Below are 24,960 nucleotides of genomic sequence, written 5' to 3' on the forward strand. Positions count from 1 at the left end.
CTTTGGTAGTTCAAGCTTACGGGACGCGCCGCCCCTCTTCCAAATCGGGCAGATCAGCTCGTGCTGGTCCCCAAGTACGGCAGCTCCTTCTGCCAGATGCCTGTCACGCCGGCGGTGGTGAAGCCGAGTTGCTGGTTGACCGTCAGCAGGTACCTGTTCTCCGGCGCGTTCCAGGTGTAGATGACGCGGGCGTCGGGGAACTGCTCGGTGAGCCGCTCCATGTTGGCCACCTTGATCAGCAGGCCCAGCTTGTTTCCGCGGTGCTCCTGCAGGACCAGCGTGTCGTCCTGGAAGACGACGTCGGGCCGATGGGCCAGGACGCTGATCGTTGTAAGGCCCACGAGGGATCCGCTGGCAAGATGCTCGACGGCGGTTACCACCGTGCGCCGCCCTTGCGCGATGGTGACCTCTTCCGCTTCCCGGAGGATCCCGCCGTCGAACACCATGCCCTGCTCGACGGGAGTCTCCAGGGAAGGGTCGACGTCGGCGCCCGCCTGGTTCTCGAGCACGGCCACCGCTTCCAGCCACTCGTCCGGGCACCTGTCCGTCCAGTGGTGGAGCCGGTAGCGGCCGTTGTTGGCCGCTTCGGCCTCGGCCTGCAGAACGGCCACGAGTTTGGTATCCAGCGGAAGCAGGCACGAACTGAACTGCTCGATGTGCTGGAGCGTGTACCCGGTTTTGCGGGCAAACTCGACTTCCCGGCTTTCCAGCGGCACAAACCCCTGCCCCGAACCCGGTACCAGTTGCGCCTTCTCGAACTCGTGCAGCGACGCCCCGGGATGGTTGGTGTCCACCAGGATCAGCGTGCGGCCCTCGCTGCGGGCAAGGTGTTCGGCTGCCTGGAGGAGCTTGCGGCCCACCCCCTGCCGCTGGATTTCAGGCAGGATGTCCAGTGTGAATTCCGCCAGGTCGAGGTTGTCCGTCAGCGGCAGGGCGATGTCCACTGCGCCCACGATCTCGCCGTCAACCTTAGCCACGAGAATGACCTGGCGCTCGTAAGGGTCGGCCAGCTCGAGCAGTTTTTCCAGCGGCGTGTACGCGAGGTCATCGCTCCCCCACGTCTGCATCCTGACTTTACGGCCCACCTCTACTGCCGCCAGGAAATCCGCCGCGTCCGGCCCGTCAAGGGTGTCCGGGATCCACAGCTGTTCGATCCGCACGTCTTTAGCCATAAAGGGAATCATCCCAGCCGTTTCTGCCATTCACCCTCATAACCAGCAGGCTTGAATCCAAGCAATGTATTGATCGCCAGCATATGCTGGTTTTCCACAGCGTTCCATGTGAGCACCGAACGCGCCGCGGGCCACCGTTCCTGGGCAGCCCGCAGGTTGGCGGCCTTAGTCAGCAGCCCGAGTTTCTTTCCGCGATGTTCCGCTGTCACCAGGGTGTCCTGCTGGATGATGCTTGCAGGAACGCCAGCCCGCCAGGTCAGGACCGTGTAAGCCACGAGCCGGCCCGTGCTTTCGTGCAGGGCTGCTGCGACCTGCGCCTGGACGCCGCCGCGGCCGTTTGCCCGCTCTTCATGCCGGACCCTGGCCGGGTCCCAATCCTCCGCCTCCCAATCCATACCGGCGGTGGGCACATCGATGGTCATCCGGTTCCTGAGGATCGCGTATTCGGCCACGAGCCACGCCGGGCACGTGTCACCCCATGCCACCACGGTGTAGCCGCCGGCCCGCCGGCGCGCGGCGTTCTCCAGTTCCTGAAGCCGGTCGGCCGGGACCGGAAGCGCCAGGCGGCTGGCCCGCTCCACCTGTTCCAGTTCATAACCGCAGGCGGCGGCAAAGGCCACGCTGGGATCATCTGCGGGAAGTCCCCCCGCCCCCGACTTGGCGGGAACAAGCGGCCCGGCGCGCTCCACCTTGTCGGCGGGCAATTCGCAGTACGCGTCCAGCGAGGTCCTGCCACGCGCCGTTGCCACGGATTCCGCGTGCCCCAACAGCCTGCGCCCCCGGCCCTGCCGCCGGTAGCCAGCCGACACCCAGACGTTAATGCCGGCCGTCGTCGTGTTTTCGCGCAGTGGCAGCGTCACCGAACACATGCCCACTGTTTGCCCGCCTTGCCGCGCTATAAACAGGCGCCGCTCCACGTACTCGCTTCCCCGCCAGTGCTCCAGGTCCTCAAGGAAAGTGGGGCAGCGGTCCAGGTTGCCCCACTTCTCCAGTTCGTACGCTTCCAGCAGAGCGTGGCACTCCAGGAACTCCGTGGCACTGTCCGGACTTCCATCAGGGACGTAAGCGCCGGCGTCGGGAGTTGGCGGGATCTTTACCGGAGTGATAACCAGCGCTGTCATCACCCCAGCGTAGCCATCAGGGCTGTTCAGTCGAGCGGCACTTGGTCGCTGCCGCCGTATGCCCGGCTGCCGGGGACGCGTCGCACCAGGCACGGAGCCGTTCGCTGGCCGGGCGGCCAGTAGTGCGAGGACCATTCCGCCGAAGGCCAGCACGATGAGCCCGTACACCACCGCCGGAGGCGGCGAACCCCACAGAGCTTGCAGGATTAGTGTGCCCGGGACCAAACCCAGGTACCCCACCACACCGGCGCACAGGGCCCAGGGCCCAGGGCCACGCCGTAGCCAGCGTCCGGGCGACGGACCAGACCGCCATCCCGGTCCCCACCGGCCCCGGGCCGGGGGACGGAAAGCGTGCCGCTTCTTCGCATGAAACCGTGTTTTGAGAACGCTCCGTTCCCCATGGCGGACCTCCCCGAAGGCCAGGATTCTTGAGCATACGGGCCGCGCGTCGATGGCGGCCAGAGTCAAAAGCCTCTTGAGGCGGATCGGGTTTGCCTCCGATGAGCCGGGCGGCCGGCCACCCGCCAGTCAAGAGGATTAAAAGCACAAAGACCGCCCGGCACAATGCCGGGCGGTCTTTGGTGTGCCGGACAGGTCCGGCGAGAGTCGCTGTGAGGATTAGACCTCGGTCAGGACCTTCGTGACGTTGGGGTCAACGGAGATGCCGGGACCGAACGTGGTGGCCACGGTGGCCTTCTGGATGTAGCGGCCCTTGGAAGCGGACGGCTTCAGGCGAAGGACCTCTTCCAGTGCTGCTGCGTAGTTCTCGGCCAGCTTGATGGCGTCGAAGGAAACCTTGCCGATGATGAAGTGCAGGTTCGAGTGCTTGTCGACGCGGAAGTCGATCTTGCCGCCCTTGATGTCGTTGACGGCCTTGGCGACGTCAGCGGTCACGGTGCCGGTCTTCGGGTTCGGCATCAGGTTACGCGGACCCAGGACCTTACCGAGGCGGCCAACCTTGCCCATGAGGTCAGGGGTGGCAACGGCTGCGTCGAAGTCGGTCCAACCGCCCTGGATCTTTTCGATCAGGTCATCGGAACCAACGAAGTCAGCGCCGGCAGCGATTGCTGCCTCAGCCTTGTCGCCCGTTGCGAAAACCAGGACGCGGGAGACCTTGCCGGTGCCGTGGGGCAGGTTGACCGTGCCGCGGACCATCTGGTCAGCCTTGCGAGGGTCAACGCCCAGACGGAAGGCAACCTCAACGGTGGCGTCGAACTTGGACGGGTTGGTGTCCTTGGCGAGCGTTACTGCCTCGAACGGCGCGTAGGACTTCTCCGCGTCGATCTTGGCGGCTGCTGCCTCATATGCTTTGCTGCGCTTTGCCATGCTGCTATTTCTCCTTGTGCAGTTGTGGTCTGCGGACCGCGCTGGGCCCTGCCACAGTCGGTGAACGGGCTCGTGATCCGTGCCCGGTTCCCAACATTTCAATTTCGGTGGTGCCGGTTCCCCGGCGGTGCTGCCCGTCGTCGTGATCGGTTGCCCGAACCCAACATTTGGCAGCGAGGGAATTAACCCTCGACGGTGATACCCATGGAGCGGGCGGTACCGGCGATGATCTTCGCTGCGCCTTCGAGGCTCGTGGCGTTGAGGTCTTCCATCTTGGTGGTGGCGATCTCATTGACCTGGGCCTGGGTCAGCTTTGCAACCTTGACGGTGTGCGGGGTGGGTGAACCCTTGGCAACGCCTGCAGCCTTCTTGATGAGCTCTGCAGCCGGCGGGGTCTTGGTGATGAACGTGAAGGAACGGTCTTCGTAGACCGTGATTTCCACGGGGATAACGTTTCCGCGCTGGGCTTCTGTTGCAGCGTTGTACGCCTTGCAGAATTCCATGATGTTGACACCGTGCTGGCCAAGTGCAGGACCGATCGGCGGGGCCGGGTTAGCGGCGCCTGCCTGGATCTGCAGCTTGATGAGGCCGGTGACCTTCTTCTTGGGAGCCAATGTAAGGTCCTTCTCTCAATATCTTCCTGGGACACAGGAGCGTGCCTCAGGTTGTTGGCCGCCATGGCGAGGCGGCCGGCCGTTCCGGGGCTGCTAAGCGGGCAGTCCGGAACGAATTCTGTGCGGGTTGCTAGATCTTGCTGACCTGGTTGAACGCCAGGGTGACAGGAGTTTCACGTTCGAAGATCGACACGAGGACCACAAGAGTCTGGGATTCAACCTTGATTTCGGAGATCGTGGCGGGGAGGGTCTCGAACGGACCTTCCTTGACGATGACCGACTCGCCAACCTCGAAGTCGACGTCAACCGGGGTCTGCGACTGCTTGTTGACCGGCTTGCCCTTTTCGGCCTGCTCTTCTTCGAAGACCGGCGCGAGCATGGAGAAGACCTCGTCGAGGCGCAGCGGCACCGGGTTGTGGGCGTTGCCCACGAAGCCGGTAACACCGGGAGTGTGGCGGACGGCGCCCCAGGAGGCATCCGTCAGGTCCATGCGGACCAGCACGTAGCCGGGAATGCGGACGCGGTTGATGACCTTGCGCTGAGCGTTCTTGATCTCCACGACCTCTTCCATGGGCACCTGGATTTCGAAGATGTAATCTTCCATGTCCAGGGTCTGGATGCGGGTCTCAAGGTTGGCCTTGACGCGGTTTTCGTAACCGGCGTAGGAGTGGATGACGTACCAGTCACCCTCCTGGCGGCGAAGCTTGGCTTTGAATTCGTCGGCGGGGTCCACCTCGGCCTTGGCGGCTGCAGCTGCCAGGGCGTCTGCCTCAGCGTCGTCGCCGTCGGAATCGCCTTCTGAATCAGCGTCCTCTGCGGCGGAATCGTCCGTAACAGACTCGTCGGCAACATCAGACTCGTTGTCGGCGTCGGCGGATTCGGGCGCAGCGGACTCAACCTCGGACTCTTCACCGGCTTCGACCGTGGGGGCCGCCGTGTTGTCCGTGGACTCTTCCAGCTCAGTCTCGGTTACCTCGAGCTCCTGCTCAGACACTTGGTCTCCTGCTTCCTCATTGCCTAACATGCCTATTTAAATGGCTCGATTCCGCACACCGTGTGGATTCTTACCGGTTACCCGGTCAGTGCCACGCGGCCTGCGGACGGTGCGCCTTAGCGGTCCCCGGGAGCGATCCCGCCGAAGACCCAGCTGACCGCGGTTCCAAAACCGAGATCCAAAATGCTGACGATGACCATCATGATGGCCACGAACACCAGCACCACGAGCGTGTAATTGATCAGTTCCTTGCGGGTTGGTGCAACAACCTTCTTCAGTTCGCCGATGACCTGGCGAATGAAGAGTGCAATACGAGCGAAGAAGTTTGCCTTGGCGTCCTTCTTAGCTGGGCGGCCCTTGGAGCTGCTGGCAGCTGTTTCGGTCACCTGGTCCTCGCTCATCTTTGCAATGTTGGATTACCCGGTCCTGATCAGAACCATGGTTACTGCGCGTGCTCCGGCATTACGCCGGAACAGCTTGCGCAGGGCAGACAGGACTCGAACCTGCAACCTGCGGTTTTGGAGACCGCTGCGCTACCAATTGCGCCACTACCCTTTGGGAGGAAAACGAAGTCCTGCCGCGACTGCCAGCTTTCACTGGGGCGCACGTCATCATCCGTGTTTCAACACCGGAGAACAAGTCTACGCAACAACTTCGTCTACGTCGAACCAGCCTCGTTCCGGACCTCTCGTGCCGCCCTTGTGGGTGCCCCTGGCCTGCAGTCACATCCACGCCGGCAATCCGAACGATCCGGTGAACAGCATAGAGTAGATCTCGTCGAATTCCACCATTCAGCCTTCGGGCTGCAAGCGAAGAACGGACCCGCCATGTCTTCCGCCCGCGTTTCCCAGCGCATATCCGCCATTGCCGAATCCGCGACCCTGGCCGTTGATGCCAAGGCCAAGGCGCTGAAGGCAGCCGGCCGGCCGGTCATTGGCTTCGGTGCGGGCGAACCGGATTTCCCCACCCCGGACTACATCGTGAAGGCGTCCATTGAGGCAGCCAGCCAGCCCAAGTACCACCGCTACTCACCCGCGAGTGGCCTGCCGGAGCTGAAGAAGGCCATCGCGGAAAAGACCCTGCGCGATTCCGGCTACACCGTGGACCCGTCCCAGGTACTGGTGACGAACGGCGGGAAGCAGGCCGTCTACAACACTTTCGCCACGCTGGTGGATCCGGGCGACGAAGTGATTGTGCCCACCCCGTTCTGGACCACGTACCCGGAGGCTATCCGGCTCGCCGGCGGAGTTCCCGTTGAGGTTTTCGCCGGCCCTGAGCAGGACTACCTGGTCACGGTGGATCAGCTCGAAGCGGCCCTCACGGAGAAGTCCAAGATCCTCCTCTTCGTGTCCCCGTCCAACCCCACCGGCGCCGTGTACTCCCCCGAGCAGGTGGCCGAAATCGGCAAATGGGCCGCGTCCAAGGGGCTGTGGGTGGTCACCGACGAGATCTACGAGCACCTGACTTACGACGGCGTTCCCTTCACCTCCATCGCCACCGCGGCTCCGGAGCTCGGCGACAAAGTGGTCATCCTCAACGGGGTGGCGAAGACCTATGCGATGACCGGCTGGCGTGTCGGCTGGATGATCGGGCCGGCCGACGTCATCAAGGCCGCCACCAATCTGCAGTCCCACGCAACCTCCAACGTCTCCAACATCATGCAGATCGCCGCCCTCGCCGCCGTTTCCGGCCCGCTGACCGCCGTCGACGAGATGAAGGTTGCCTTTGACCGCCGCCGCAAGGCGATCGTCGCCGGCCTGAACGCCATCGACGGGGTGGAATGCCCGACGCCGAAGGGCGCCTTCTACGTGTACGCGGACGTCCGCGGGCTGCTCGGGAAGGAATTCCCGACGGCGGCAGGCACCGCGACGCCGTCGACCTCCGCCGAGCTGGCTGCCTTGATCCTCGACGAGGTCGAAGTTGCCGTGGTGCCGGGCGAGGCCTTCGGCCCCTCCGGCTTCCTGCGGCTCTCCTACGCCCTCGGCGACGAGGACCTGGCCACCGGCGTCGCCCGGCTCCAGGACTTCCTCGGCAAGGCCAAGTAGGACGCTCTCTCACTTAACGCAGGTTTTCGGCCAACGCTCTATCACTCTCTTCAGGAGAGTGATAGAGCGTTCGCGTTTAAGCCACATTAGGTGAGAGAGCGTTGGGGGTGGGTGGGGGTTAGAGGAGGCGGCGCTCCGCGGCCCACTTGGTCAGCTCGTGGCGGCTCGAAAGCTGAAGCTTGCGCAGCACCGCGGACACGTGCGTTTCCACGGTCTTGATGCTGATGAACAGTTCCTTGGCGACTTCCTTGTAGCTGTAGCCACGGGCGATCAGGCGCATCACTTCCAGTTCGCGGGCGGAAAGCTTGTCGAGTTCGTCGTCGGCGATGTCGGCCGGCGCGGTGCCGAATGCGTCCAGCACAAAGCCAGCCAGCCGGGGCGAGAACACGGCGTCGCCGCCCGCCACCCGGAACACGGCGTCCGTGATTTCGGCGCCGGATATGGTTTTGGTGACATACCCCCGGGCACCGGCCCGGATGACCGCCACCACGTCCTCGGCCGCGTCCGAGACACTGAGGGCCAGGAACTTGGTGGTCCCCAGGAGCGTTGCGGAGCCTGCGATGACTTCGCGTCCGCCGCCGCCCAGGCCGCCCGGCAGGTGCACGTCCAACAGCACCACTTCAGGCCGTTCCTGGGCGATCACCGCAATGGCCTGCTCCACGGTGGCCGCCTCACCCACCACTTGGATGCTGGCGTCGAGGTCGGCTTTGAGGCCGGACCGGAAAATAGCGTGGTCGTCCACGATTACTACCCGGACGGACTGTGCCGGGCGGCCGGGTGCGGCGCCCTGTGCGTTGTTCATAATCTTCCTTCTGCGTTATCCGGAAGGCGCGCCGGCATGCCCAAGCGCACCTCGGTGCCGTCAGGGGTACTGGTGATGGCGGCTGTCCCCCCGTGGCGCTTCATACGTCCGATGATGGATTCCCGTACGCCCAGCCGGTCCTCGGGAACTTCGTTCAAGTCGAAGCCGGGGCCCCGGTCCTTGACGAAGACCTCGGCACGGCCATCCGAGACCTCCAAGTACACGGAGACGGTTCCGCCGCCGTGCCGGGAGGCGTTCAGCATCGCCTCCCGGCTGGCCTGGACCAAGGCCTCATGGGCTTCGGTCATGACCGTGTCCCCCACACTGACCACCTCCACGGCGTTGCCCAGGACGTCCTCCACCTCGGCGGCGGTGGCCTTGATCCGGTCCGAAAGTTGGCCGGCTTCCTTGCCCGGGTCCTGGAACAGCCAGCCCCGCAGTTCACGCTCCTGCGCCCTGGCCAGGCGCACCACATCGTGTTCACTCCCGGCCCGCCGCTGGATCAGGGCCAGCGTCTGCAGCACGGAATCGTGCAAGTGGGCCGCGATCTCGGCCCGCTCGGTTTCGCGGATCCTGCCGGAGCGTTCCGCTTCCAAATCCCGCCAGAATTTCAACGCCCACGGCAGCAGCACCAGCACCACGCCGCCCAGGACCGCAACCGATGCCAGCAGCGCCAGCCAGGTCTGTTCCCAGGAGCCGGAACCGGACACCATCACCAGCACTCCTGCTACTACCAGCGCCAGCCCGGCAGCGAGACGCCCCCAGCCACCGGCCTGGTCTGCCTTGGTTTTGTCCACCACCCCGGCGCGGCGGTTTTCGTCGAGCTGCATCCAGGCGATGGCTGCACCGCCGAGCACGGCGGCAGCGGGAATGAGGGTCCCCAGCGGCACGTCCACGCCCAAGAGCTGGGCGATCATGATCCCCGCCACCAACAGCAGCCCGGCTCCCAGCAGGATCTCCTTGCCGTACCGCACACCGCGGCTGCTGAACCACGGCGCATTGGGGGCAGCGCCGTCGCTGGCGCCGGGCGGGAAAGCCAGGGTCGGGACAGCCAGGGTCGGGGCGGCAGCGGGCGGAACAGCGCCGGCAGCGCCCGCACTGGCGCGCACCCCCGCCGCGGAAGCACCGGCGTCGGACATTCCCCACAGCGGAGCCGACGGCGCATGGCCGGCATAGTGCGATGCCGTTGCGGGCGCGGCCGTGAGGCTCACGGCCGGGGCAATGGGCGACGCCGGACGCCGGGCGTTGCGCCGGGCGCTTTCGTCTGCGGTGGGGACCATAATCCACAGCCACGCGTAGAAAGCCAGCCCCGCACCACCGGCGAGTGTTGCGAGCGCCATGCCGATCCTGACGCTTCGCACCGGCCAGCCCAGATGGGCCGCCAGGCCGGCGCACACGCCCGCGATGACGCGGTCGGTGCTGCGGACCAGCGGGGGGCGGGTAAGTGCGGTGGTCATGAGTCAATCCAAGCACGGATCAGGGTTTCCCGGGCCCGGTTGCGGCTGGAACCGGGGGTGACTCAGGGACGAGTCAGGGTGTTCCCCAGTAGAGCCCGGCCGCCGCTGACGGCAGGATCGAAGTATGAACTCGCAGACCCCTACCCCAGACGACGGCCAGCCCTCCGAACCGGTTCCACCGGCCGGCCAGGACCAGCCCACTGAGCCTCTCCTGCCGCCGCCCCCGGCCGCAGGCCAGCACGCCGGCCCGCAGGCGCCCGGCCAGCCAACTGACTTCTTTCCCTGGATCCGGAGCCACGGCATTTACCGTGGACGCGACCGGTGGATCGGCGGCGTCTCCAGCGGCATTGCGCACCGGATGGGCATCGATCCCCTGATCGTCCGGGGCATCTTCATCGTCCTGACCCTGTTCGCCGGAATTGGCGTCCTGCTCTACGGCTTGGCCTGGGCCCTGCTGCCCGAGCCCGACGGACGCATCCACGTCCAGGAAGCCGGCGCCGGCCGGTGGTCAAGCGGCATGACCGGCGCGCTGATCACCACAGTCCTCGGACTCACCGGCCTCGGCGGCGGATTCTGGGGCTGGAGCCACAACGGTTTCGGCGGATTCCTCTGGACCGTCTTCTGGGTGGGCGGCGCCATCTACCTCATCTACTACCTCACCCAACGGAACAGGGCCCGGAACGGAGCTCCCATGAACGCCACACCCCGGCCCGCCGGGTCCGGCGGCAACGCCACCTTCGCCGCCCCATATGCCACGCAGTACCCAACGGCCCCGTACACGTCGCCCTATGCCGGGACGGATACCGGCTCCGCCGCAAATCCTCCTTACACCCCGACGCCGTCCGCAGGCTCCACCCCGCGCTCCGGCGGTGCGTTCCCGGGCGGCGACAACTATGGCGCCGGCAGCTACGGTGGCGGGAGTTACGGCAGCGGGGGCTACGGCGGGAGCAATTACGACGGCGGCAGCTCGGGCGGCGGTAACTACGGCGGCGGCTACCAGGCAAAGGGCCCCGCCCAGGCACCACATGCCCGCCCCTCCGGACCCGGCGCCCCCGCCGTGGCCGTCACCGCCGGCGTAGCGCTCCTGGTGGGCGGCGGACTGAAGGCCCTCGACGCCTTCAACGTGATCGATCTCGGCCAGTCCGCCAACGCCGTCGTATGGGCCAGCGGCGCAGCCGTGGTTGGCCTGGGCATCCTCATTGCAGGCCTCCGCGGAAAGACGGCGGGCATCCTCAGCCTCTTCGCCGTAGTAGCCCTGATCACGGGCGGTATCTACAACGTGGTGGGCAACAGCGACAGGGTCCGCTTCACTGATGTCAACTGGACGCCGGTAAATATTGAACAGGCCCGGGACGGCTACAACGTCACCGCAGGTCGCGGCACTCTTGACCTCACCGACCTGAACGTCACCGCCCCGCTGACGTCCGACGTCGTGGTTCCCCTTGACGTCACAGCCAGCAACGTCACGGTCGTGATCCCGGCGGACGTCCCCGTGACGGTCAGGGCCGATATGACCATGGGCAACATTCACGAAGGCGCCGACAACCGCAGCGGCATCACCACCCGCGAAAGCAAGTACAACACCGACAAACGCGGAGCCAGCCTGATCGTGAACATTGACGGCACCTTCAGCAACGTCACCATTCAGGAAGGAAACTGACATGAGCAGCTTTGATCCGGCACCGGATTCACACGAGTCGGAAAGCACGACGCCGGCAACGCCGTCCGGAGCCGACGCACCGCAGCAGCCATCCGCCCGCGTCGGCACCATAGTCTGGAGCCTCATCGTCCTGGCACTGGCCGCACTCATCATCGTCGCCCAGCTGGGCGTCGTGACGCTGAACGGCACTTATGTGCTGATCGGGCTCATGATCGGGGCAGGTGCGGCACTCGTCATCGGCGGCCTGCTCTCGGCCCGGAAACGTGACAACGAACCCACAACAGGGAAGTCTTGAACCATGGAAAAGTTCTTCAGCATCGTCAGGGGCTTCGGCCTGAAACGCGGTCCCGAACGCTGGCTGGGAGGCGTGTGCGGCGGCATCGCAGCCAAGCTCAATGTGGATGTGGCCTTTGTGCGGATCGCTTTCCTGGTCTTCTGCCTCCTCCCAGGCCCCGCCGTTGTGATCTACCTCGCGGCGTGGCTGGTCCTACCGGACCAGCGCAACTCCATCCCCCTGCAGACCTTCCTGGACCGCCGCTCCATCAGCTGATCCGGGCACCAGGCAGGCAGGACCCAGCGACACAGGCCCCCGGTCCGGAGTACCCTCCGGACCGGGGGCCTTTTGCAGTAGCGGTGAAAGGTGCCCGTTGTCACCGGTTTGTGTCGCAACGCACACGGCCGACTACAATCTAGGTGAGCTCAGCGTGGCGCTCTGCCCCTAACCCCCTTCACATCAGGATTTGAGCAGAGAAATGAAAATTGGAATTCTCACCAGCGGTGGGGACTGCCCGGGACTGAACGCCGTGATCCGCGGAGCGGTCCTCAAAGGCATCGCCATCCACGGCCACGAATTCGTAGGCTTCCTGGACGGCTGGCGCGGTGTGGTTGAAGGCGACATCATCGACATCCCCCGCACTTTGGTCCGGGGTATCGCCAAGCAAGGCGGCACCATCCTGGGCACCTCCCGCACCAACCCCTTCGAGAACGGCGGCGGGCCGGAGGTCATCAAGGCCCACTTGGACCGCCTCGGCATTGACGCCATCATCGCGATCGGCGGCGAAGGGACCTTGGCAGCAGCGAAGCGCCTCACGGACGCCGGCCTCAAGATCGTGGGCGTTCCCAAGACCGTGGACAACGATCTCGACGCCACGGACTACACTTTCGGCTTTGACACGGCAGTCCAGATTGCCACCGAGGCCATCGACCGCCTCCGCACCACCGGCGAGTCCCACCACCGGTGCATGATCGCCGAGGTCATGGGCCGCCACGTGGGCTGGATCGCCCTGCACGCAGGCATGGCAGCCGGCGCCCACGCCATCCTGATCCCGGAGCAGAAGGTCAGTATCGAACAGATCACCGAGTGGGTCCAGGAAGCCCATGACCGCGGCCGCGCGCCGCTGGTGGTGGTGGCCGAGGGCTTCGTTCCGGACCACATGGAAACCCCGCACTCCGAGCGCGGCCTGGACACCTTCGGACGTCCCCGCCTGGGCGGCATCGCGGACCAGTTGGCGCCCGAGATCGAGGCGCGGACCGGCATCGAAACCCGCGCCACCATCCTGGGCCACATCCAGCGCGGCGGTGTACCCTCAGCCTTCGACCGCGTCCTGGCCACCCGCCTGGGCATGGCCGCCATCGACTCGGTGGTGGAGGGTTACTGGGGCACCATGGTGGCGCTCAAGGGCACCGACATCGAGCACGTCGGCTTCGAGAAGGCCCTGGGCCAGCTCAAGACGGTTCCGCAGAACCGCTACGACGAAGCGGCCGTTCTGTTCGGCTGAGCCGCGCGCTCCCCCTAGGCTGGGGATATGACTCTCGACCCCGGTTCCGCCGCCATCATCCAGCTCGCGTGGGCCCGGCACCTGGGGCTCGACGACGACGCTTTCGGTTCGTCCCTGACTTCCGGCGAGCGGGTGGTCAGGGCCGACGAAACGGCCAAGACAGTGGAGTTCGTCAGGCTTTTCGGCAGCTCCGCCCTGGTGGGTCCGCAGTGGCTGATCGACGCCGCGGCCGGCATCCCGGATGACGAGATGGCCCATCATGTGACCCTCCTGACCCTGACGCGGTCACACGGCGGACACGGCCTGGGCGCTGCCGCCCTGTTCTTCGCCGATGACCTGCCGCTCCGCCAGCCGTCCGAGGAGCTGACCGTGTCCCACGGCAACCCCGAGGCGATTGAGCTGGAGGGGCTTTGCCCGCCGGACGACGTCAACGAGGTGGCCCTGTCCCAGCTTGAAAACCGGTACACCATCGTGCATGAGGTGGACGGCCGGCAGGTGCCGGTGGCGTGCGGAGCATACGCAGCATGGGAGGGTCTGTTGGGCCAGCTCGGAGTCCTGGTGGACCCCGAGTGGCGGCGCCTGGGACTGGGTTCCCTGGCAGCGTCGATCGCGGCCCACGAAGCACTCGCTGCGGGCCTGACAATCCAGTGGCGGGCGGAAGTCAGCAACACCGGCGCGGTTGCCTTGGCGCGGCAGTTGGGCCTCACCGCGGGCGGTATCCAGACCAGCGTGCAGCTGGGCTGAAGCTCCGGCTGACTCCGCAGACCGCGGCCGGACCGCGGGCCGGGCTAGTCCGCCCGGGGGCCGCCGTCCGCCGTCGCCTCTGCCTTGGGGGCCACAGGCTGCCCGCTCCAGCCGTTCACGGCCTGGGGCTTGGCGAAGAACAGTGCCACGGCCGCGCCCAGCAGGATCACTGCCGCGGGAAGCACGATTGACTGGCCCATCGCCGTCGAGAATCCTTCATGCAAAGCCTCAGGCAAGGTTCCACCGAACGACATGGGGCTTGCGCCGCCAGCGCCACCGGGCGCAGGCGGAAGCTCGGCTGCGAGCCGCGCCTGAATCAGCACGGCAATCGCGGCGCTGCCGAGGACCGCACCGATCTGCCGGGTGGTGTTGTAGACCCCGGAGCCGGCGCCCGCCTGCCGTGGCGGGAGGTTGCGGGTTGCTGTTGTGCTCAGAGGAGCCCAGATGCCGGCGTTGGCGAAGCCTAGTACCGCGCTTGGCAGCAGGAACATCAGGATGGGGGTGTCCGGATGCATGAGTGACGAGTTCCAGAAGAGGGCCACAGACATCAGGACCAGGCCCGTAGCGGTGATGTACTTCGGATTGACGCGGTCGATGATCTTGCCCACAACGGGTGCGAGACCGCCGGAAATCACAGCCATGGGAACCATCATCAGTGCGGACTGGGTGGGAGTCAGGCCCCGGACCACCTGATAGTAGAAGATCAACGGGAGGGTGAAGGACGTGATGGCGAACCCCACCGTGGTGATGCCGATGTTGGCCAGGGAGAAGTTGCGGTCACGGAAAAGGCCCAGCGGCAGGAGGGGTTCGCCTTTGTTGAACCGCTGCCAAAGCACGAAGACCACCAACACGGCAATGCCGCTGATGATCAGGCCCCAGACAGTGATGGGGCCGGTGATGGTCCCCCAGTTGTAGGTCTCCCCTTCCTGGATTCCGAAAACCAGCAGAAAGAGTCCGACGGCGCTGAGCAGCACGCCCGGGATGTCGAATTTGTGCGGGTGGGTGCTGAGGGACGGCACGAACCGCCACGCCAGGATGAACCCGACGACACCCACCGGTATGTTGATGAAGAAGATCCACTCCCAGCCCAGGCCGTCCACCAGGACGCCGCCCAGGATGGGCCCCACCAAAGTGGCCACACCCGCCGTGGCGCCCCAGATGCCCATGGCTGCGCCGCGCCGGTCCGGCGGAAAGATCCGGGTAATGACTGCCATGGTTTGCGGCGTCATCACGGCCGCACCGAGGCCCTGCAGAACCCGGGCCATGATGAGGGTGCTGATGTCACCCGACAGGCCGCACCACAGCGAAGCAAGGGTGAAGACCACCAGTCCTGAAAGGTAAAGGTTCTTCGGCCCGAAACGGTCGCCCAGCCTGCCCGTGATGAGCAACGGCACGGCGTACGCCAGCAGGTACGCGCTGGTCACCCAGATGACGGAATTGATGTCCGCATTCAGGCCTTCCATGATCCGGGGATTGGCCACGGAGACGATGGTGGTGTCGATCAGGATCATGAAGAACCCGATCACGAGGGACCAGAGGGCGGGCCACGGCCTTGCTACATTTTCCAAAGGTCAGCTTTCCAGAAGGTCGAGGATTTCGGTGCGGGCGAACATCTGCGCTGCCGCGCGCGCTGAGGGTGTGCCGGCGTCCGGATCAGCTCCGGCCTCCAACAGGATTTTGGCAACGTCTGTGTACCCCTTGAAGGCAGCGCCGGCCAGCGGCGTCTGGCCGCGGTCGTTTGCTTTGTCCGCCTCAGCCCCGTTCTCGAGGAACAACTGCACCGTTTCGGCGTGGCCATGGTAGGCGGCCAGCATGAGGAGCGAGTCCCCGGCGGCGTTGGTCATCGAAGCCGGGGCGCCGGCGTCCAGGTACGCCCGCAGCAGCCCGGTATCTCCATCCCGGGCGGCCTGGAAAAGTTTCTCTGCCAATGCGAGGGTTTCCTCGTCAGGCGCTTGGGAGCCGGGCGCTTGGGCGCTGGGCGTAGTTGAGCTGGGCGTCGTTGTTCCCGGTGCGGAGTCTTCGGTCATCAGCGGGTCCCCCTGAGGAATCCTGTCTGGCGCCCGACTACCTGGCCAGCGTCGGGGGCAACAATCACTTCCTGGGCGGCGGTATAAGGTTCCTCGCCGTCCAGCACTGTCAGTATTTCATCCGGCGCCACGGAACGCTTGATGACAGCCAGGGCCACCGGACCCATTTCGTAGTGCTGCGCCACCGACGTCACTGTGCCTACTTTCCGCTCGCCGAGCAGGACCTGGCTGCCCGGAGCAGGCATGGTGTGCTGGGACCCGTCGAGCTGCAGGAAGACCAGCCGCCGTGGCGGGTGGCCGAGGTTGTGCACCCGCGCGATGGTCTCCTGGCCCTTGTAGCAGCCCTTCGCCAGGTGCACGGCGGTGCGGAGGAGGTCCAGCTCGTGCGGAATTGTTTTGTCGTCGGTTTCCGCGCCCAGGCGGGGGCGCCAGGCGGCGATGCGGAGGGCTTCGGCGGCCATCATCCCGGCCAGCGGGCGGTCCCCCACCGTCTGTTCCAGTTCGGCGGCGGGCACCATGTACTCGATCCACGGCCGTTCAAGGCCGGGGTGTCGGTCCTCGGGAACCACGGAATACGAGTAACCCCCGGCCCCCACGTGCGGCCACGGATCACGCCAGGCGAGCAGCCCGGACCAGTCCGCTATGTCCTTGGTGGACCCGAGCACTGCCCAGTCACCGGAGACGTCGTTGATTTCCACCCGGAGCATGAACTTCATCTTGTTCAGCCACTCAGCCAGCGGGGCAGCCTCGGCGGCCTCGACGATCAGCCAGGTGGTCCCGCCGTCGTCCACTACCCGGGCGTCAAACTCGATCCGGCCCTGGACGCTCAGCAGGAGCAGCTCGCTGGATTCCCGCGGCTGCAGGCCGGTGACCTGCTGGGAGGACAAAGTGTTCAGCCACGTCAGCCGGTCCGGACCGCTGACGGTCACCACGCCGCGGTGGGAAAGGTCGACGACGGCGGTTCCGGCTGCGAGCGCGCGCTGCTCGCGCAGCGGCTCACCGTAGTGGGCTGCGACGCCGGCGTCAGCGCCGGCTGCCTCGACGGCGCCAGGGCGCGACAGGAGTGGGCTAGGGGTAGTCATACTGGCGGCAACGTCCTTGGGTCAGTGGGTATTCCAACCGGGTTAGCGGTATTCAGGGTTTTCGAAATCGAAGCGCGTGCCGGCTTTCCATTCTTCGGGAAGGTTGCCGTACGCGGGAATCCCGCCGGCGTCCTTGAGCGTCCGGGCAAGGTGCAGCAGGTTCCAAGTCATGAAGGTGGTGTTGCGGTTCGTGAAGTCGGACTCGGGGCCGCCGGAGCCCTCGTCCAGGTAGCTCGGTCCGGGACCCACGGGTCCGATCCAGCCGGCGTCCGCCTGGGGCGGGATGCTGAAGCCGATGTGCTGCAAGCTGTAGAGGACGTTCATGGAGCAGTGCTTGATGCCGTCTTCGTTGCCGGTGATAAGGCAGCCGCCCACCTTGGGGTAGAACGCCCACTGGCCTTTGCTGTTGAGTTGACCGGAGTGGGCATAGAGCCGCTCAATAAGCTTCTTGGTCTGTGACGAGTTGTCGCCAAGCCAGATGGGACCGGCCACCACCACGATGTCCGCTTCTTCAACAGCCGGATACAGTGCCGGCCACTCATCGGTTGTCCAGCCGTGCTCGGTCATGTCCGGATACACGCCGCTGGCGATGTCATGATCCACTGTCCTGATCACCCGCGTGCTGACGCCCTGCTTTTCCATGATCAGGCGGCTGACCTCAATGAGGCCCTCCGTGTTGCTGGTCTCCGGGGACCTCTTCAGCGTCCCGTTGAAATACAGTGCCTTCAGGTCGCTGTAGCCGGTGGTGTTCTGCGGTGCCGCCATGATGCTCCCCTGGTTCACTGGCACGGGCTGACCCGTGCGGACTGGGCTGTGGAAGCCAAGTCTACTGATGGTCAGCGAAACAGGAGCAGGGTCAGGAGACTTTCTTCAGGAACGCGGAGGCGTGCGCTTCAAGGCCGCTGCCGGGCTTTGCTGCCGCGTCCGCCGCCCCGGCTGCGCTCCCGCCTGTGGCGACGTCCCAGCGCCAGAGCAGGTTCCCGTCCACCAGGCCGAAGATGCGCGTGGCTGCGCTGTAATCCTTCGAATGGCTTCCGCGCATCACCATATCGGTGGTGAGCTGGATCTGGGGGCCCTTGATCTGCCCGTAATAAAGCTCGGAGATGCCGCCGGGGTGCGAGATGGACACGGAGATGTCGAAGCCGCCGTCCTTGTTGCGCAGGGCTTCGACCTCGTCTGCGCTCTTGAGCGCCGGCACAATGTCGGCCGGAATCAGGCCCGGACCGCCGTCGGCATCCAGCTGTTTGCGCTCAAGCGCCCAGAAACCGGTCTCAACCGTAAGCGGCCGAAGGCGCGTTCCGTCGTCGTCCGTCAACCAGCTCTCCGCACGGTACTGCAGGTACGGCAGGCCATTGTGTGTGAAGGAAACGTGCTGGACGAAATGTTCCGAATCCTCATCCCCGGTGCCGAGCCGGCCGCTGCCCTCCCACTCACCAATGAGCCAGGAAAGCGGTACAAGTTCCGGTGTCAGGTCTGTAGGAATCTCTATCGGCACAACAATTACCTCAGGAAATCGCTAGCTGCGGGACGGGTTACTTCTGGCCTTTGAACAGGCGGTAAACCACAAAGCCGGCAAACCAGGCCATGGAAAGGCTGGCGACGCCGAGCAGGACAAGGAAGAAGATTTCAAATGCAAGTACGGACATGATGCCATCCTAACCGTTAGTAGATGAGTAGTTTGTCTATGAAGTAAGCAAGGGAACCCACAGCGGACACAGGTGCCAGACCCATGCTAAGGGCCGCGGCGAGATTCAGCGGAGCCCCGCGGAGTGTGACAAGCCGGCGAAAGCTGACCAGGACCGCGCCCACCACCACGCCGAAGATCGCCGCGGGCAACACAGCAAGGTCGGAGAAGACCAGCCCTGCGAGCGGTCCCGCGAGACCCGCCAGGACGATGCCCAGCGGAGCAACCACCCTGTCCGGCCAGCGGATCAGCCCGGCGCACAGAGCCACGGCAGCACTGACGGCTGCCACCAGCATCATTTCCCGGACCCCGTTAAACCGGGCACCGGCTATCCATCCGGCGCCCAGACAGGAGAGGAGCACCCCGGCGCAGCAACCCAGCGTGGATTCCAGCCGCTGGGCCTGGCCGGTGCCGCGAATGAGCTGCACCACAAAAACGGCCATCATCCCCAGCGCCATGAAGGCGGGTGTCCAGTCCAGGAAACCCGGTGCCGGCACCAGGCCGGCGGCGATTGCAGAACCCACGCCAGGCAAGGCAATGACAGTGGCGAGCGTCTTCTTCGCCGGAATGCGGAGGAAATGGGGCCAGCCGATGCCCACCGCCACAGCAATGGCACTGGCGACGCCGACGAGTGACTCCGGCGAGACGTACACGCCAACAATGATGGCTACGAGCCCCGCCACGCCTATCAGGCCAATGACCCAGGAGCCCAGCGACCGCGCCGGGGCCTGCTCTTCCCCGCTCACGCTGATCCCAGCCCTTCCGGTCCGCCGCTTCGACACTGCACTCAATTCGATGCATTCCCATTCTGGCTATAACCCGGCGGCCTTGCCCTCCGCGGGAGGGCATTCTGCCCCACGGCTCAATCCTGCCTTATATGACTCGGATATGTCGCAAAACGAAGGTCCGTGGAGGCGGAATCCCTGTTCGCGGGAACGCCGTTCGGTATACTCAAAGTTCAGCTACGCTTCCTGCAACGGTTGCCGGCCGGACAGATCTTTGGCCGGCCCAGATCAGGGCAGAGAGCTGGTTCCAGCCGGTGAGAAACCGGTTCAGTCGCCCGAAGATGCGCGGACGCCCCTTGGAGGAACAATGTCGCACATCCTGCTCTTGACGAACAGCACCGGGTCATCGGTGGACATTCTGCCTGCCCTCGAATTACTGAATCATCGCGTGCACATCCTCGCCGCCGAGCCCACCGCCCTGCTGGAGACTGATCCCTGCGACATCGTGCTTCTGGATGCCCGCAAGGACCTGGTGGGCGCCCGTTCACTGACCCAGTTACTGAAGGCCACCGGCCTGAGCGCCCCGCTTGTCCTGATCCTGACCGAAGGCGGCATGGCTGCCGTTTCTTCGGCCTGGGCTGTGGACGATATTGTGCTCGACTCCGCCGGTCCGGCCGAAGTGGAAGCGCGGATCAGGCTCTCGGTGGCGAGGGCTGTACCCGAAAAGGACGACGCTCCCACGGAGATTCGGGCAGCCGGGGTGGTCATCGACGAAGCCAGCTACACGGCCCGCGTCAACGGCGCCCCGCTGAACCTGACTTTCAAGGAGTTCGAACTCCTCAAGTACCTGGCCCAGCACCCCGGCCGCGTGTTCACCCGCCAGCAGCTGCTTACCGAGGTGTGGGGGTATGACTACTACGGCGGCACCCGGACCGTTGATGTCCATGTCCGCCGCCTCCGGGCCAAACTCGGCGCGGACCACGAAAACCTGATCAGCACCGTCCGCAACGTCGGCTACCGCCTTACCCTGGTGCGGCAGCAGGAGGACGAGCTGACGGAAGCCTGAGAGCCGGCTTCCAGAATAAACGCAACAGCCCCGGACCACTTGACGTGGTCCGGGGCTGCTGTTTTGTGCCTGTTCGTGGAGGACATACGGGTCGAACGTATCGAGGCCACCCCACTGGTGGATCCCCCTCGCTCCCGCCAGTCTCCTGCCGGGTGAGGTATCGACTATACGTAACCGCCGGGGCGCCATCAAATCGGGGCACGTTGCGGTCCGGACGTATAGCCTAGCTTCATGAGTCCTGCACACCCGGAAAAATGGCCCGTCCTCGTTGTCCACGGCGGTTTGGACGAGCAATTGCTGAAGGATTGCCTGGGGCTCCTGGCCGCCGCCGAGGAGTCCGACGGCAACCCTTCGCTTTCCGAGCAGACAGTGGTGACACTGCGCGCCGGGGATTCCGCCGAGCACTCGCTCCTGTCTCTTGCCCTTTACGCCCCGGACGAGGACTCTGACCCTTCCTCCGGCCAGGATTTGGCCGGGTTCGCGGTGGTGGTAGAGGAAGCCGACGGCAACGGCGTGCTGGAGATTGCAGTCCACCCCAGCTACCGCAACCAGGGCGTGGCCGACCGCCTGGTAGGTGTGTTGAAATCCGAGCGGGGCCTGGACGGCCTGAAGGCGTGGTCGCACGGCAACCACGAGGCGGCAGCGGACCTTGCCGCCCGTTATGGCTATGGCCCGGTGCGGGAACTCTGGAAGATGAGGCTGACCACTGCCACCGCTGAACTGCCCGACGCCGGCCTTCCGACCGGCGTTACGCTCCGCGCCTTCGTTCCGGGCCGGGATGAGGACGGCTGGCTCGCAGCGAACCGCGCTGCCTTCGCCCATCACCCGGAACAGGGTTCGCTGACCCGTGCGGACCTGGATGCCCGGATGGCCGAGGACTGGTTTGATCCCGCCGGCTTCCTGCTGGCCGTGGGCGCTGAGGGCCAACTGCTGGGTTTCCACTGGACCAAGGTCCACCCACGGCACGGCGCACACCCGGCGATCGGTGAAGTGTACGCGGTGGGAGTCACCCCGGCCGCGCAGGGCATGGGTCTGGGCAAAGCGCTCACGGTTGCCGGGATCAGGTACCTGCAGGGCTTGGGGCTGCACGCCGTCATGCTGTACACGGACGCGGACAACGCACCCGCCGTCGCCCTTTACCGCGGCCTGGGTTTCACGCGCTGGGACATGGACGTCCAGTACGGGCCTGTGACCAGCGCTTAGGTTCCCCTCGGGTGAGTTATCCCACTCGCCGGACGAAAGGCCCCCGCCGGCCACTAACTACAGGGTCCGCGGACCCCGTTTGATTGTAAGGTTGGTAGAGAACCGCGCCGGCCGTGGGCCAGCATCAAGCGCCAGGTAAGAGGAGACACCATGAAACCGGAATCCGCGGGAACAGCCACGTCCAAGGGCGCTTCAGCACCCGCGCGGGCCCGCTTCGGCTCATCGGAAGTACCGGCCTCGCGCGCCACGCAGGACCGGATCGACATTCCTGAGTTTGCGCCCAACCTCGTCCCGGAAGGCGACATCCGGCCCGACCGTTTCCTGGACCGCGAGCTGAGCTGGCTTGCCTTCAACTCCCGGGTCCTGGAGTTGGCCGAGGACCCGAACCTCCACCTGTTGGAGCGGGTCGCCTTCCTCTCCATCTTCGCGTCCAACCTGGACGAATTCTTCATGGTCCGGGTGGCCGGCCTCAAGCGGCGTATCGCCACCGGCCTCGCGGTGCCCTCCCCCGCCGGCCTCAGCCCGGTGGAGGTCCTCGAAAAGATCGGCGACGAGGCCCACCGCCTCCAGCAGCGCCATGCCCAGGTTTACGCCGAACAAATCCGGCCAGCACTGGCCTACGAGCACATCCACCTGATGCACTGGGACGAACTGGACGACGCCGCCAAGCAGCACCTCAGCGCGATGTTCGCCGAAAAGGTGTTCCCCATCCTGACACCGCTTGCCGTCGACCCGGCGCATCCCTTCCCCTACATCTCGGGACTGTCGCTGAACCTCGCCGTGGTGGTGCGCAACCCCGTCAGCGACAAGGAACTCTTCGCCCGCCTCAAGGTTCCGGACCAGCTTCCCCGCCTGATTTCCATCGACGGTCCCCGCGCCGGTGCCATTGCAGGGCGCGTGGCGCGCTTCATCGCGCTCGAAGAGGTCATCGCCGTCCACCTGGACAAGCTTTTCGCCGGCATGGAAGTCCTCGAGCACCATATCTTCCGCGTTACCCGCAATGAGGATCTGGAAGTCGAAGAGGACGACGCCGAAAATCTGCTGCAGGCGCTCGAAAAGGAACTGCTGCGCCGCCGTTTCGGGCCGCCCGTCCGCCTCGAGGTCAGCAACGACATCAACCCGAACATCCGCGCTCTGCTGATCCGCGAACTCGGAGTGGAAGAGTCCGAGGTCTATTCGCTTCCTGCGCCGCTTGACCTCCGCGGGCTGTCCGTCATTGCCGGCATCGACCGTGCAGACCTCCATTATCCGAAGCACATGCCCCACACGTCCCGGTTCCTCAACGAGTCCGAGACATCCAAGGCCGCCAACGTCTTTTCGGCCATGCGCCGCCGCGACATCCTGCTACACCACCCCTATGACTCCTTCTCCACCTCCGTGCAGGCCTTCCTGGAACAGGCCGCAGCAGACCCCAAGGTCCAGGCGATCAAGCAGACCCTGTACCGGACTTCGGGAGACTCCCCCATTGTTGACGCCCTCATCGACGCGGCCGAGTCAGGCAAGCAGGTGCTGGCGCTGGTGGAGATCAAGGCCCGCTTCGATGAGCAGGCCAACATTTCGTGGGCCCGCAAGCTGGAGCAGGCCGGCGTCCACGTGGTGTACGGCATTGTGGGATTGAAAACGCACTGCAAGTTGTCGCTCGTGGTCCGGCAGGAAGTGGACGGGCTACGCCGCTACTGCCACATCGGTACCGGCAACTATCACCCCCGCACCGCCCGCTACTACGAGGATCTTGGCCTGCTGACCGCCAACGAGCAGGTGGGCGAGGATCTGTCCAAGCTGTTCAACCAGCTTTCCGGCTACGCGCCCAAATCCACGTTCAAGCGCCTGCTTGTGGCTCCCCGCTCTGTCCGCTCCGGGCTGATTGACCGGATCGAGACCGAAATCCGCAACGCCCGTGCCGGGCTGGCCGCAAGGGTGCAGATCAAGGTCAACTCGATGGTGGATGAGGCCATCATTGATTCCCTCTACCGCGCCTCCCAGGCAGGTGTGAAGGTGGACGTCATTGTGCGCGGCATCTGCTCGCTGCGTCCGGGGGTCCCCGGCCTCAGCGAGAACATTACGGTTCGTTCCGTGCTGGGCCGCTTCCTCGAGCACTCCCGGGTATTCGCCTTCGCCAACGGCGCTGACCCCGTGGTCTACATCGGCTCGGCCGATATGATGCACCGCAACCTGGACCGCAGGGTCGAGGCCCTGGTCCAGCTGACCAACCCGGACGACATCACGTATGTCCTTGACCTGCTGCGCCGGTACATGGACCCGGAGACGGCAAGCTGGCACCTGGACAACGAGGGCCTGTGGAACCGTCACCACATTTCCGACGACGGCACGCCCCTTGATGACATCCAGTCGTGGCTGTTGGCATCACGTGACCGCCAGCGCAGCCTGAGCCGGCGATAGGGCCGGCGTTGTCGAGCGACATCCTCGTAGCAGACCAGACAGACCATCCCGGCGAAGCGGTCGCGGTGGTTGCTGCCGGGGCCATTCCCTGGCGGGTCAACTCGAACGGCCTTGAGGTCCTCCTGATCCACCGGCCCCAGTACGACGACTGGTCGTGGCCCAAAGGCAAAATCGACGCCGGCGAGACGATCCCCGAGTGCGCCGCACGTGAGGTGCGCGAGGAGATCGGACTCTCAGCGCCCCTGGGCATTCCCTTGCCGCCCATCCATTACCACGTGGCCTCCGGTCTCAAGGTGGTCCATTACTGGGCGGTCAAAGTCAACGGGGCCAAGCTCGTTCCGGACGGCAAGGAAGTGGACCGGGTGGTCTGGTGCGCCCCCCAAACCGCCGCCAGCCTGCTGACCAACCCGTCCGACGTCGTCCCTCTGGACCATTTGCGGGCCGCCCACAAAAACGACCAGCTGGACACGTGGCCGCTCATTGTGGTTCGTCACGCAAAGGCCAAACCCCGCTCGTCCTGGACCAAGGCGGAGGGTGAGCGGCCCCTGGCGGCCACCGGCATCCGGCAGGCGCAGGCCGTCGGCAGACTGCTGCAGGCCTGGCAGCCACCGCGTGTGGTCACGAGTCCCTGGCGGCGCTGCGTGTCCACGGTGGCGCCCTATTTGAAGGCGTCGGGGGCCAAGGTCAAACTTATCGATGCGCTGACGGAACACCGGCACGCCCGCACCCCCAAGAAAACGGGTGCCGTCATTGAGTCCCTCCTGGACAAGCAGCAGCCCGTGGCCGTCTGCACGCACCGGCCGGCGCTCCCTACAGTCCTTGCCCAGCTGGGCAAGAACATGCCAGGCCGCTTGCGGGCGCTCCTGCCGGACTCGGACCCGTACCTTTCCCCCGGGGAACTCGTGGTGTGCCACATCGCCTTGGGCAACAAGAACCGCATCGTGGCAGTGGAACAGTTCAAGCCTTTCGACGACTGACCCGGCCCGGCGCACAGCCTGTTGACCCCCAGAAGTTTGTATCAAATACTTAGTACATTGATGCGGAAATCCTAGGGGATGAT

The 24,960-nt window shown here is 65.3% G+C and carries 24 protein-coding genes and 1 tRNA gene; 10 read left to right on the forward strand and 15 right to left on the reverse strand.

Annotated elements, in window-relative coordinates; all coding sequences use genetic code 11:
- Positions 1–53: 53 nt before the first annotated feature.
- From AC1MCD_RS14360 to AC1MCD_RS14390, 7 genes are all read right to left on the reverse strand, one after another.
- The gene (locus tag AC1MCD_RS14360; RefSeq protein WP_498672890.1) at positions 54–1,172 is read right to left on the reverse strand and encodes a GNAT family N-acetyltransferase; all 1,119 of its coding nucleotides are present in this window, start codon (positions 1,170–1,172) and stop codon (positions 54–56) included.
- 8 nt (positions 1,173–1,180) lie between these two features.
- The gene (locus tag AC1MCD_RS14365; RefSeq protein WP_498672891.1) at positions 1,181–2,293 is read right to left on the reverse strand and encodes a GNAT family N-acetyltransferase; all 1,113 of its coding nucleotides are present in this window, start codon (positions 2,291–2,293) and stop codon (positions 1,181–1,183) included.
- A 618-nt stretch (positions 2,294–2,911) separates the two neighbouring features.
- Entirely contained in the window at positions 2,912–3,619 is a 708-nt protein-coding gene (gene rplA, locus AC1MCD_RS14370; protein WP_498672894.1) for a 50S ribosomal protein L1, read from the reverse strand.
- A 182-nt stretch (positions 3,620–3,801) separates the two neighbouring features.
- On the reverse strand, positions 3,802–4,233 hold the full coding sequence (rplK, locus tag AC1MCD_RS14375) for a 50S ribosomal protein L11 (protein ID WP_024365990.1): 432 nt from the start codon (positions 4,231–4,233) through the stop codon (positions 3,802–3,804).
- 130 nt (positions 4,234–4,363) lie between these two features.
- Positions 4,364–5,227, reverse strand: coding sequence for a transcription termination/antitermination protein NusG (gene nusG / locus AC1MCD_RS14380; protein WP_498672896.1), 864 nt, complete (start codon positions 5,225–5,227; stop codon positions 4,364–4,366).
- 116 nt (positions 5,228–5,343) lie between these two features.
- Entirely contained in the window at positions 5,344–5,628 is a 285-nt protein-coding gene (secE, locus tag AC1MCD_RS14385; protein WP_498672898.1) for a preprotein translocase subunit SecE, read from the reverse strand.
- A gap of 81 nt (positions 5,629–5,709) precedes the next feature.
- Positions 5,710–5,782, reverse strand: a tRNA-Trp gene (locus AC1MCD_RS14390).
- A 272-nt stretch (positions 5,783–6,054) separates the two neighbouring features.
- Here AC1MCD_RS14390 and AC1MCD_RS14395 point away from each other — a divergent pair.
- Complete coding sequence (locus tag AC1MCD_RS14395; protein WP_498672900.1) at positions 6,055–7,272, forward strand: pyridoxal phosphate-dependent aminotransferase; 1,218 nt, start codon at positions 6,055–6,057, stop codon at positions 7,270–7,272.
- 118 nt (positions 7,273–7,390) lie between these two features.
- Here AC1MCD_RS14395 and AC1MCD_RS14400 read toward each other — a convergent pair whose 3' ends face one another.
- Positions 7,391–8,074, reverse strand: coding sequence for a LuxR C-terminal-related transcriptional regulator (locus AC1MCD_RS14400; protein WP_498672902.1), 684 nt, complete (start codon positions 8,072–8,074; stop codon positions 7,391–7,393).
- Positions 8,071–9,531: an ATP-binding protein gene (locus tag AC1MCD_RS14405; RefSeq protein WP_498672904.1), complete on the reverse strand. Its 1,461-nt coding sequence runs from the start codon at positions 9,529–9,531 to the stop codon at positions 8,071–8,073. The genes AC1MCD_RS14400 and AC1MCD_RS14405 overlap by 4 nt, the downstream gene beginning before the upstream one ends.
- 124 nt (positions 9,532–9,655) lie before the next feature.
- Between AC1MCD_RS14405 and AC1MCD_RS14410 the strand changes: the two genes are divergently transcribed.
- The 5 genes from AC1MCD_RS14410 to AC1MCD_RS14430 all read left to right on the forward strand — a co-directional run bounded on the left by AC1MCD_RS14410 (position 9,656) and on the right by AC1MCD_RS14430 (position 13,713).
- On the forward strand, positions 9,656–11,191 hold the full coding sequence (locus AC1MCD_RS14410; RefSeq protein WP_498672905.1) for a PspC domain-containing protein: 1,536 nt from the start codon (positions 9,656–9,658) through the stop codon (positions 11,189–11,191).
- A 1-nt stretch (position 11,192) separates the two neighbouring features.
- A complete protein-coding gene (locus AC1MCD_RS14415; RefSeq protein WP_498672907.1) occupies positions 11,193–11,486 on the forward strand; it encodes a hypothetical protein in 294 nt (97 codons plus the stop codon).
- A gap of 3 nt (positions 11,487–11,489) precedes the next feature.
- Positions 11,490–11,741: a PspC domain-containing protein gene (locus AC1MCD_RS14420; RefSeq protein ID WP_498672909.1), complete on the forward strand. Its 252-nt coding sequence runs from the start codon at positions 11,490–11,492 to the stop codon at positions 11,739–11,741.
- 202 nt (positions 11,742–11,943) lie between these two features.
- The gene (locus tag AC1MCD_RS14425; protein WP_498672911.1) at positions 11,944–12,969 is read left to right on the forward strand and encodes an ATP-dependent 6-phosphofructokinase; all 1,026 of its coding nucleotides are present in this window, start codon (positions 11,944–11,946) and stop codon (positions 12,967–12,969) included.
- Positions 12,970–12,996: 27 nt separating this feature from the next.
- Positions 12,997–13,713 (forward strand): GNAT family N-acetyltransferase, encoded by a 717-nt coding sequence (locus AC1MCD_RS14430; RefSeq protein WP_498672913.1) that lies wholly within the window; start codon positions 12,997–12,999, stop codon positions 13,711–13,713.
- 44 nt (positions 13,714–13,757) lie between these two features.
- Here the strand turns inward: AC1MCD_RS14430 and AC1MCD_RS14435 are convergent, their stop codons facing one another.
- The 6 genes from AC1MCD_RS14435 to AC1MCD_RS14460 form a co-directional block, all read right to left on the reverse strand.
- The gene (locus AC1MCD_RS14435; protein WP_498672914.1) at positions 13,758–15,281 is read right to left on the reverse strand and encodes a DHA2 family efflux MFS transporter permease subunit; all 1,524 of its coding nucleotides are present in this window, start codon (positions 15,279–15,281) and stop codon (positions 13,758–13,760) included.
- A 3-nt stretch (positions 15,282–15,284) separates the two neighbouring features.
- Positions 15,285–15,740 (reverse strand): ankyrin repeat domain-containing protein, encoded by a 456-nt coding sequence (locus tag AC1MCD_RS14440; RefSeq protein ID WP_498672916.1) that lies wholly within the window; start codon positions 15,738–15,740, stop codon positions 15,285–15,287.
- Positions 15,740–16,822, reverse strand: coding sequence for a CAF17-like 4Fe-4S cluster assembly/insertion protein YgfZ (gene ygfZ / locus AC1MCD_RS14445; RefSeq protein WP_498672919.1), 1,083 nt, complete (start codon positions 16,820–16,822; stop codon positions 15,740–15,742). Before ygfZ ends, AC1MCD_RS14440 begins: the two co-directional genes overlap by 1 nt.
- 42 nt (positions 16,823–16,864) lie before the next feature.
- The gene (locus AC1MCD_RS14450; protein ID WP_498672920.1) at positions 16,865–17,587 is read right to left on the reverse strand and encodes a flavodoxin family protein; all 723 of its coding nucleotides are present in this window, start codon (positions 17,585–17,587) and stop codon (positions 16,865–16,867) included.
- Between the two features lie 91 nt (positions 17,588–17,678).
- Positions 17,679–18,317 carry a nitrobindin family protein gene (locus AC1MCD_RS14455; RefSeq protein ID WP_498672921.1) on the reverse strand — a complete coding sequence of 213 codons (639 nt, stop codon included), beginning with the start codon at positions 18,315–18,317 and terminating at the stop codon, positions 17,679–17,681.
- A gap of 167 nt (positions 18,318–18,484) precedes the next feature.
- The gene (locus AC1MCD_RS14460; RefSeq protein WP_498678360.1) at positions 18,485–19,219 is read right to left on the reverse strand and encodes a permease; all 735 of its coding nucleotides are present in this window, start codon (positions 19,217–19,219) and stop codon (positions 18,485–18,487) included.
- A 379-nt stretch (positions 19,220–19,598) separates the two neighbouring features.
- Here AC1MCD_RS14460 and AC1MCD_RS14465 point away from each other — a divergent pair, with 379 nt between their 5' ends.
- The 4 genes from AC1MCD_RS14465 to AC1MCD_RS14480 all read left to right on the forward strand — a co-directional run bounded on the left by AC1MCD_RS14465 (position 19,599) and on the right by AC1MCD_RS14480 (position 24,877).
- On the forward strand, positions 19,599–20,297 hold the full coding sequence (locus AC1MCD_RS14465; protein ID WP_498672923.1) for a winged helix-turn-helix transcriptional regulator: 699 nt from the start codon (positions 19,599–19,601) through the stop codon (positions 20,295–20,297).
- A 231-nt stretch (positions 20,298–20,528) separates the two neighbouring features.
- Positions 20,529–21,500: a mycothiol synthase gene (gene mshD / locus AC1MCD_RS14470; protein WP_498672925.1), complete on the forward strand. Its 972-nt coding sequence runs from the start codon at positions 20,529–20,531 to the stop codon at positions 21,498–21,500.
- A 150-nt stretch (positions 21,501–21,650) separates the two neighbouring features.
- Positions 21,651–23,900: an RNA degradosome polyphosphate kinase gene (locus AC1MCD_RS14475; RefSeq protein WP_498672927.1), complete on the forward strand. Its 2,250-nt coding sequence runs from the start codon at positions 21,651–21,653 to the stop codon at positions 23,898–23,900.
- An 8-nt stretch (positions 23,901–23,908) separates the two neighbouring features.
- A complete protein-coding gene (locus AC1MCD_RS14480) occupies positions 23,909–24,877 on the forward strand; it encodes an NUDIX hydrolase (protein WP_498672929.1) in 969 nt (322 codons plus the stop codon).
- Positions 24,878–24,960: the final 83 nt, after the last annotated feature.

Source organism: Arthrobacter sp. BF1 (genome assembly GCF_056680215.1).

Coding starts and splice junctions, on each gene's coding strand:
- AC1MCD_RS14420 (WP_498672909.1), top strand. CDS start 11,490: ATGGAAAAGTTCTTCAGCATCGTCAGGGGCTTCGGCCTGAAACGCGGT.
- AC1MCD_RS14425 (WP_498672911.1), top strand. CDS start 11,944: ATGAAAATTGGAATTCTCACCAGCGGTGGGGACTGCCCGGGACTGAAC.
- AC1MCD_RS14395 (WP_498672900.1), top strand. CDS start 6,055: ATGTCTTCCGCCCGCGTTTCCCAGCGCATATCCGCCATTGCCGAATCC.
- AC1MCD_RS14450 (WP_498672920.1), bottom strand. CDS start 17,587: ATGGCGGCACCGCAGAACACCACCGGCTACAGCGACCTGAAGGCACTG.
- AC1MCD_RS14465 (WP_498672923.1), top strand. CDS start 19,599: ATGTCGCACATCCTGCTCTTGACGAACAGCACCGGGTCATCGGTGGAC.
- AC1MCD_RS14410 (WP_498672905.1), top strand. CDS start 9,656: ATGAACTCGCAGACCCCTACCCCAGACGACGGCCAGCCCTCCGAACCG.
- AC1MCD_RS14415 (WP_498672907.1), top strand. CDS start 11,193: ATGAGCAGCTTTGATCCGGCACCGGATTCACACGAGTCGGAAAGCACG.
- AC1MCD_RS14405 (WP_498672904.1), bottom strand. CDS start 9,531: ATGACCACCGCACTTACCCGCCCCCCGCTGGTCCGCAGCACCGACCGC.
- mshD (WP_498672925.1), top strand. CDS start 20,529: ATGAGTCCTGCACACCCGGAAAAATGGCCCGTCCTCGTTGTCCACGGC.
- AC1MCD_RS14475 (WP_498672927.1), top strand. CDS start 21,651: ATGAAACCGGAATCCGCGGGAACAGCCACGTCCAAGGGCGCTTCAGCA.
- AC1MCD_RS14440 (WP_498672916.1), bottom strand. CDS start 15,740: ATGACCGAAGACTCCGCACCGGGAACAACGACGCCCAGCTCAACTACG.
- AC1MCD_RS14360 (WP_498672890.1), bottom strand. CDS start 1,172: ATGGCTAAAGACGTGCGGATCGAACAGCTGTGGATCCCGGACACCCTT.
- AC1MCD_RS14400 (WP_498672902.1), bottom strand. CDS start 8,074: ATGAACAACGCACAGGGCGCCGCACCCGGCCGCCCGGCACAGTCCGTC.
- secE (WP_498672898.1), bottom strand. CDS start 5,628: ATGAGCGAGGACCAGGTGACCGAAACAGCTGCCAGCAGCTCCAAGGGC.
- AC1MCD_RS14430 (WP_498672913.1), top strand. CDS start 12,997: ATGACTCTCGACCCCGGTTCCGCCGCCATCATCCAGCTCGCGTGGGCC.
- rplA (WP_498672894.1), bottom strand. CDS start 3,619: ATGGCAAAGCGCAGCAAAGCATATGAGGCAGCAGCCGCCAAGATCGAC.
- ygfZ (WP_498672919.1), bottom strand. CDS start 16,822: ATGACTACCCCTAGCCCACTCCTGTCGCGCCCTGGCGCCGTCGAGGCA.
- AC1MCD_RS14365 (WP_498672891.1), bottom strand. CDS start 2,293: ATGACAGCGCTGGTTATCACTCCGGTAAAGATCCCGCCAACTCCCGAC.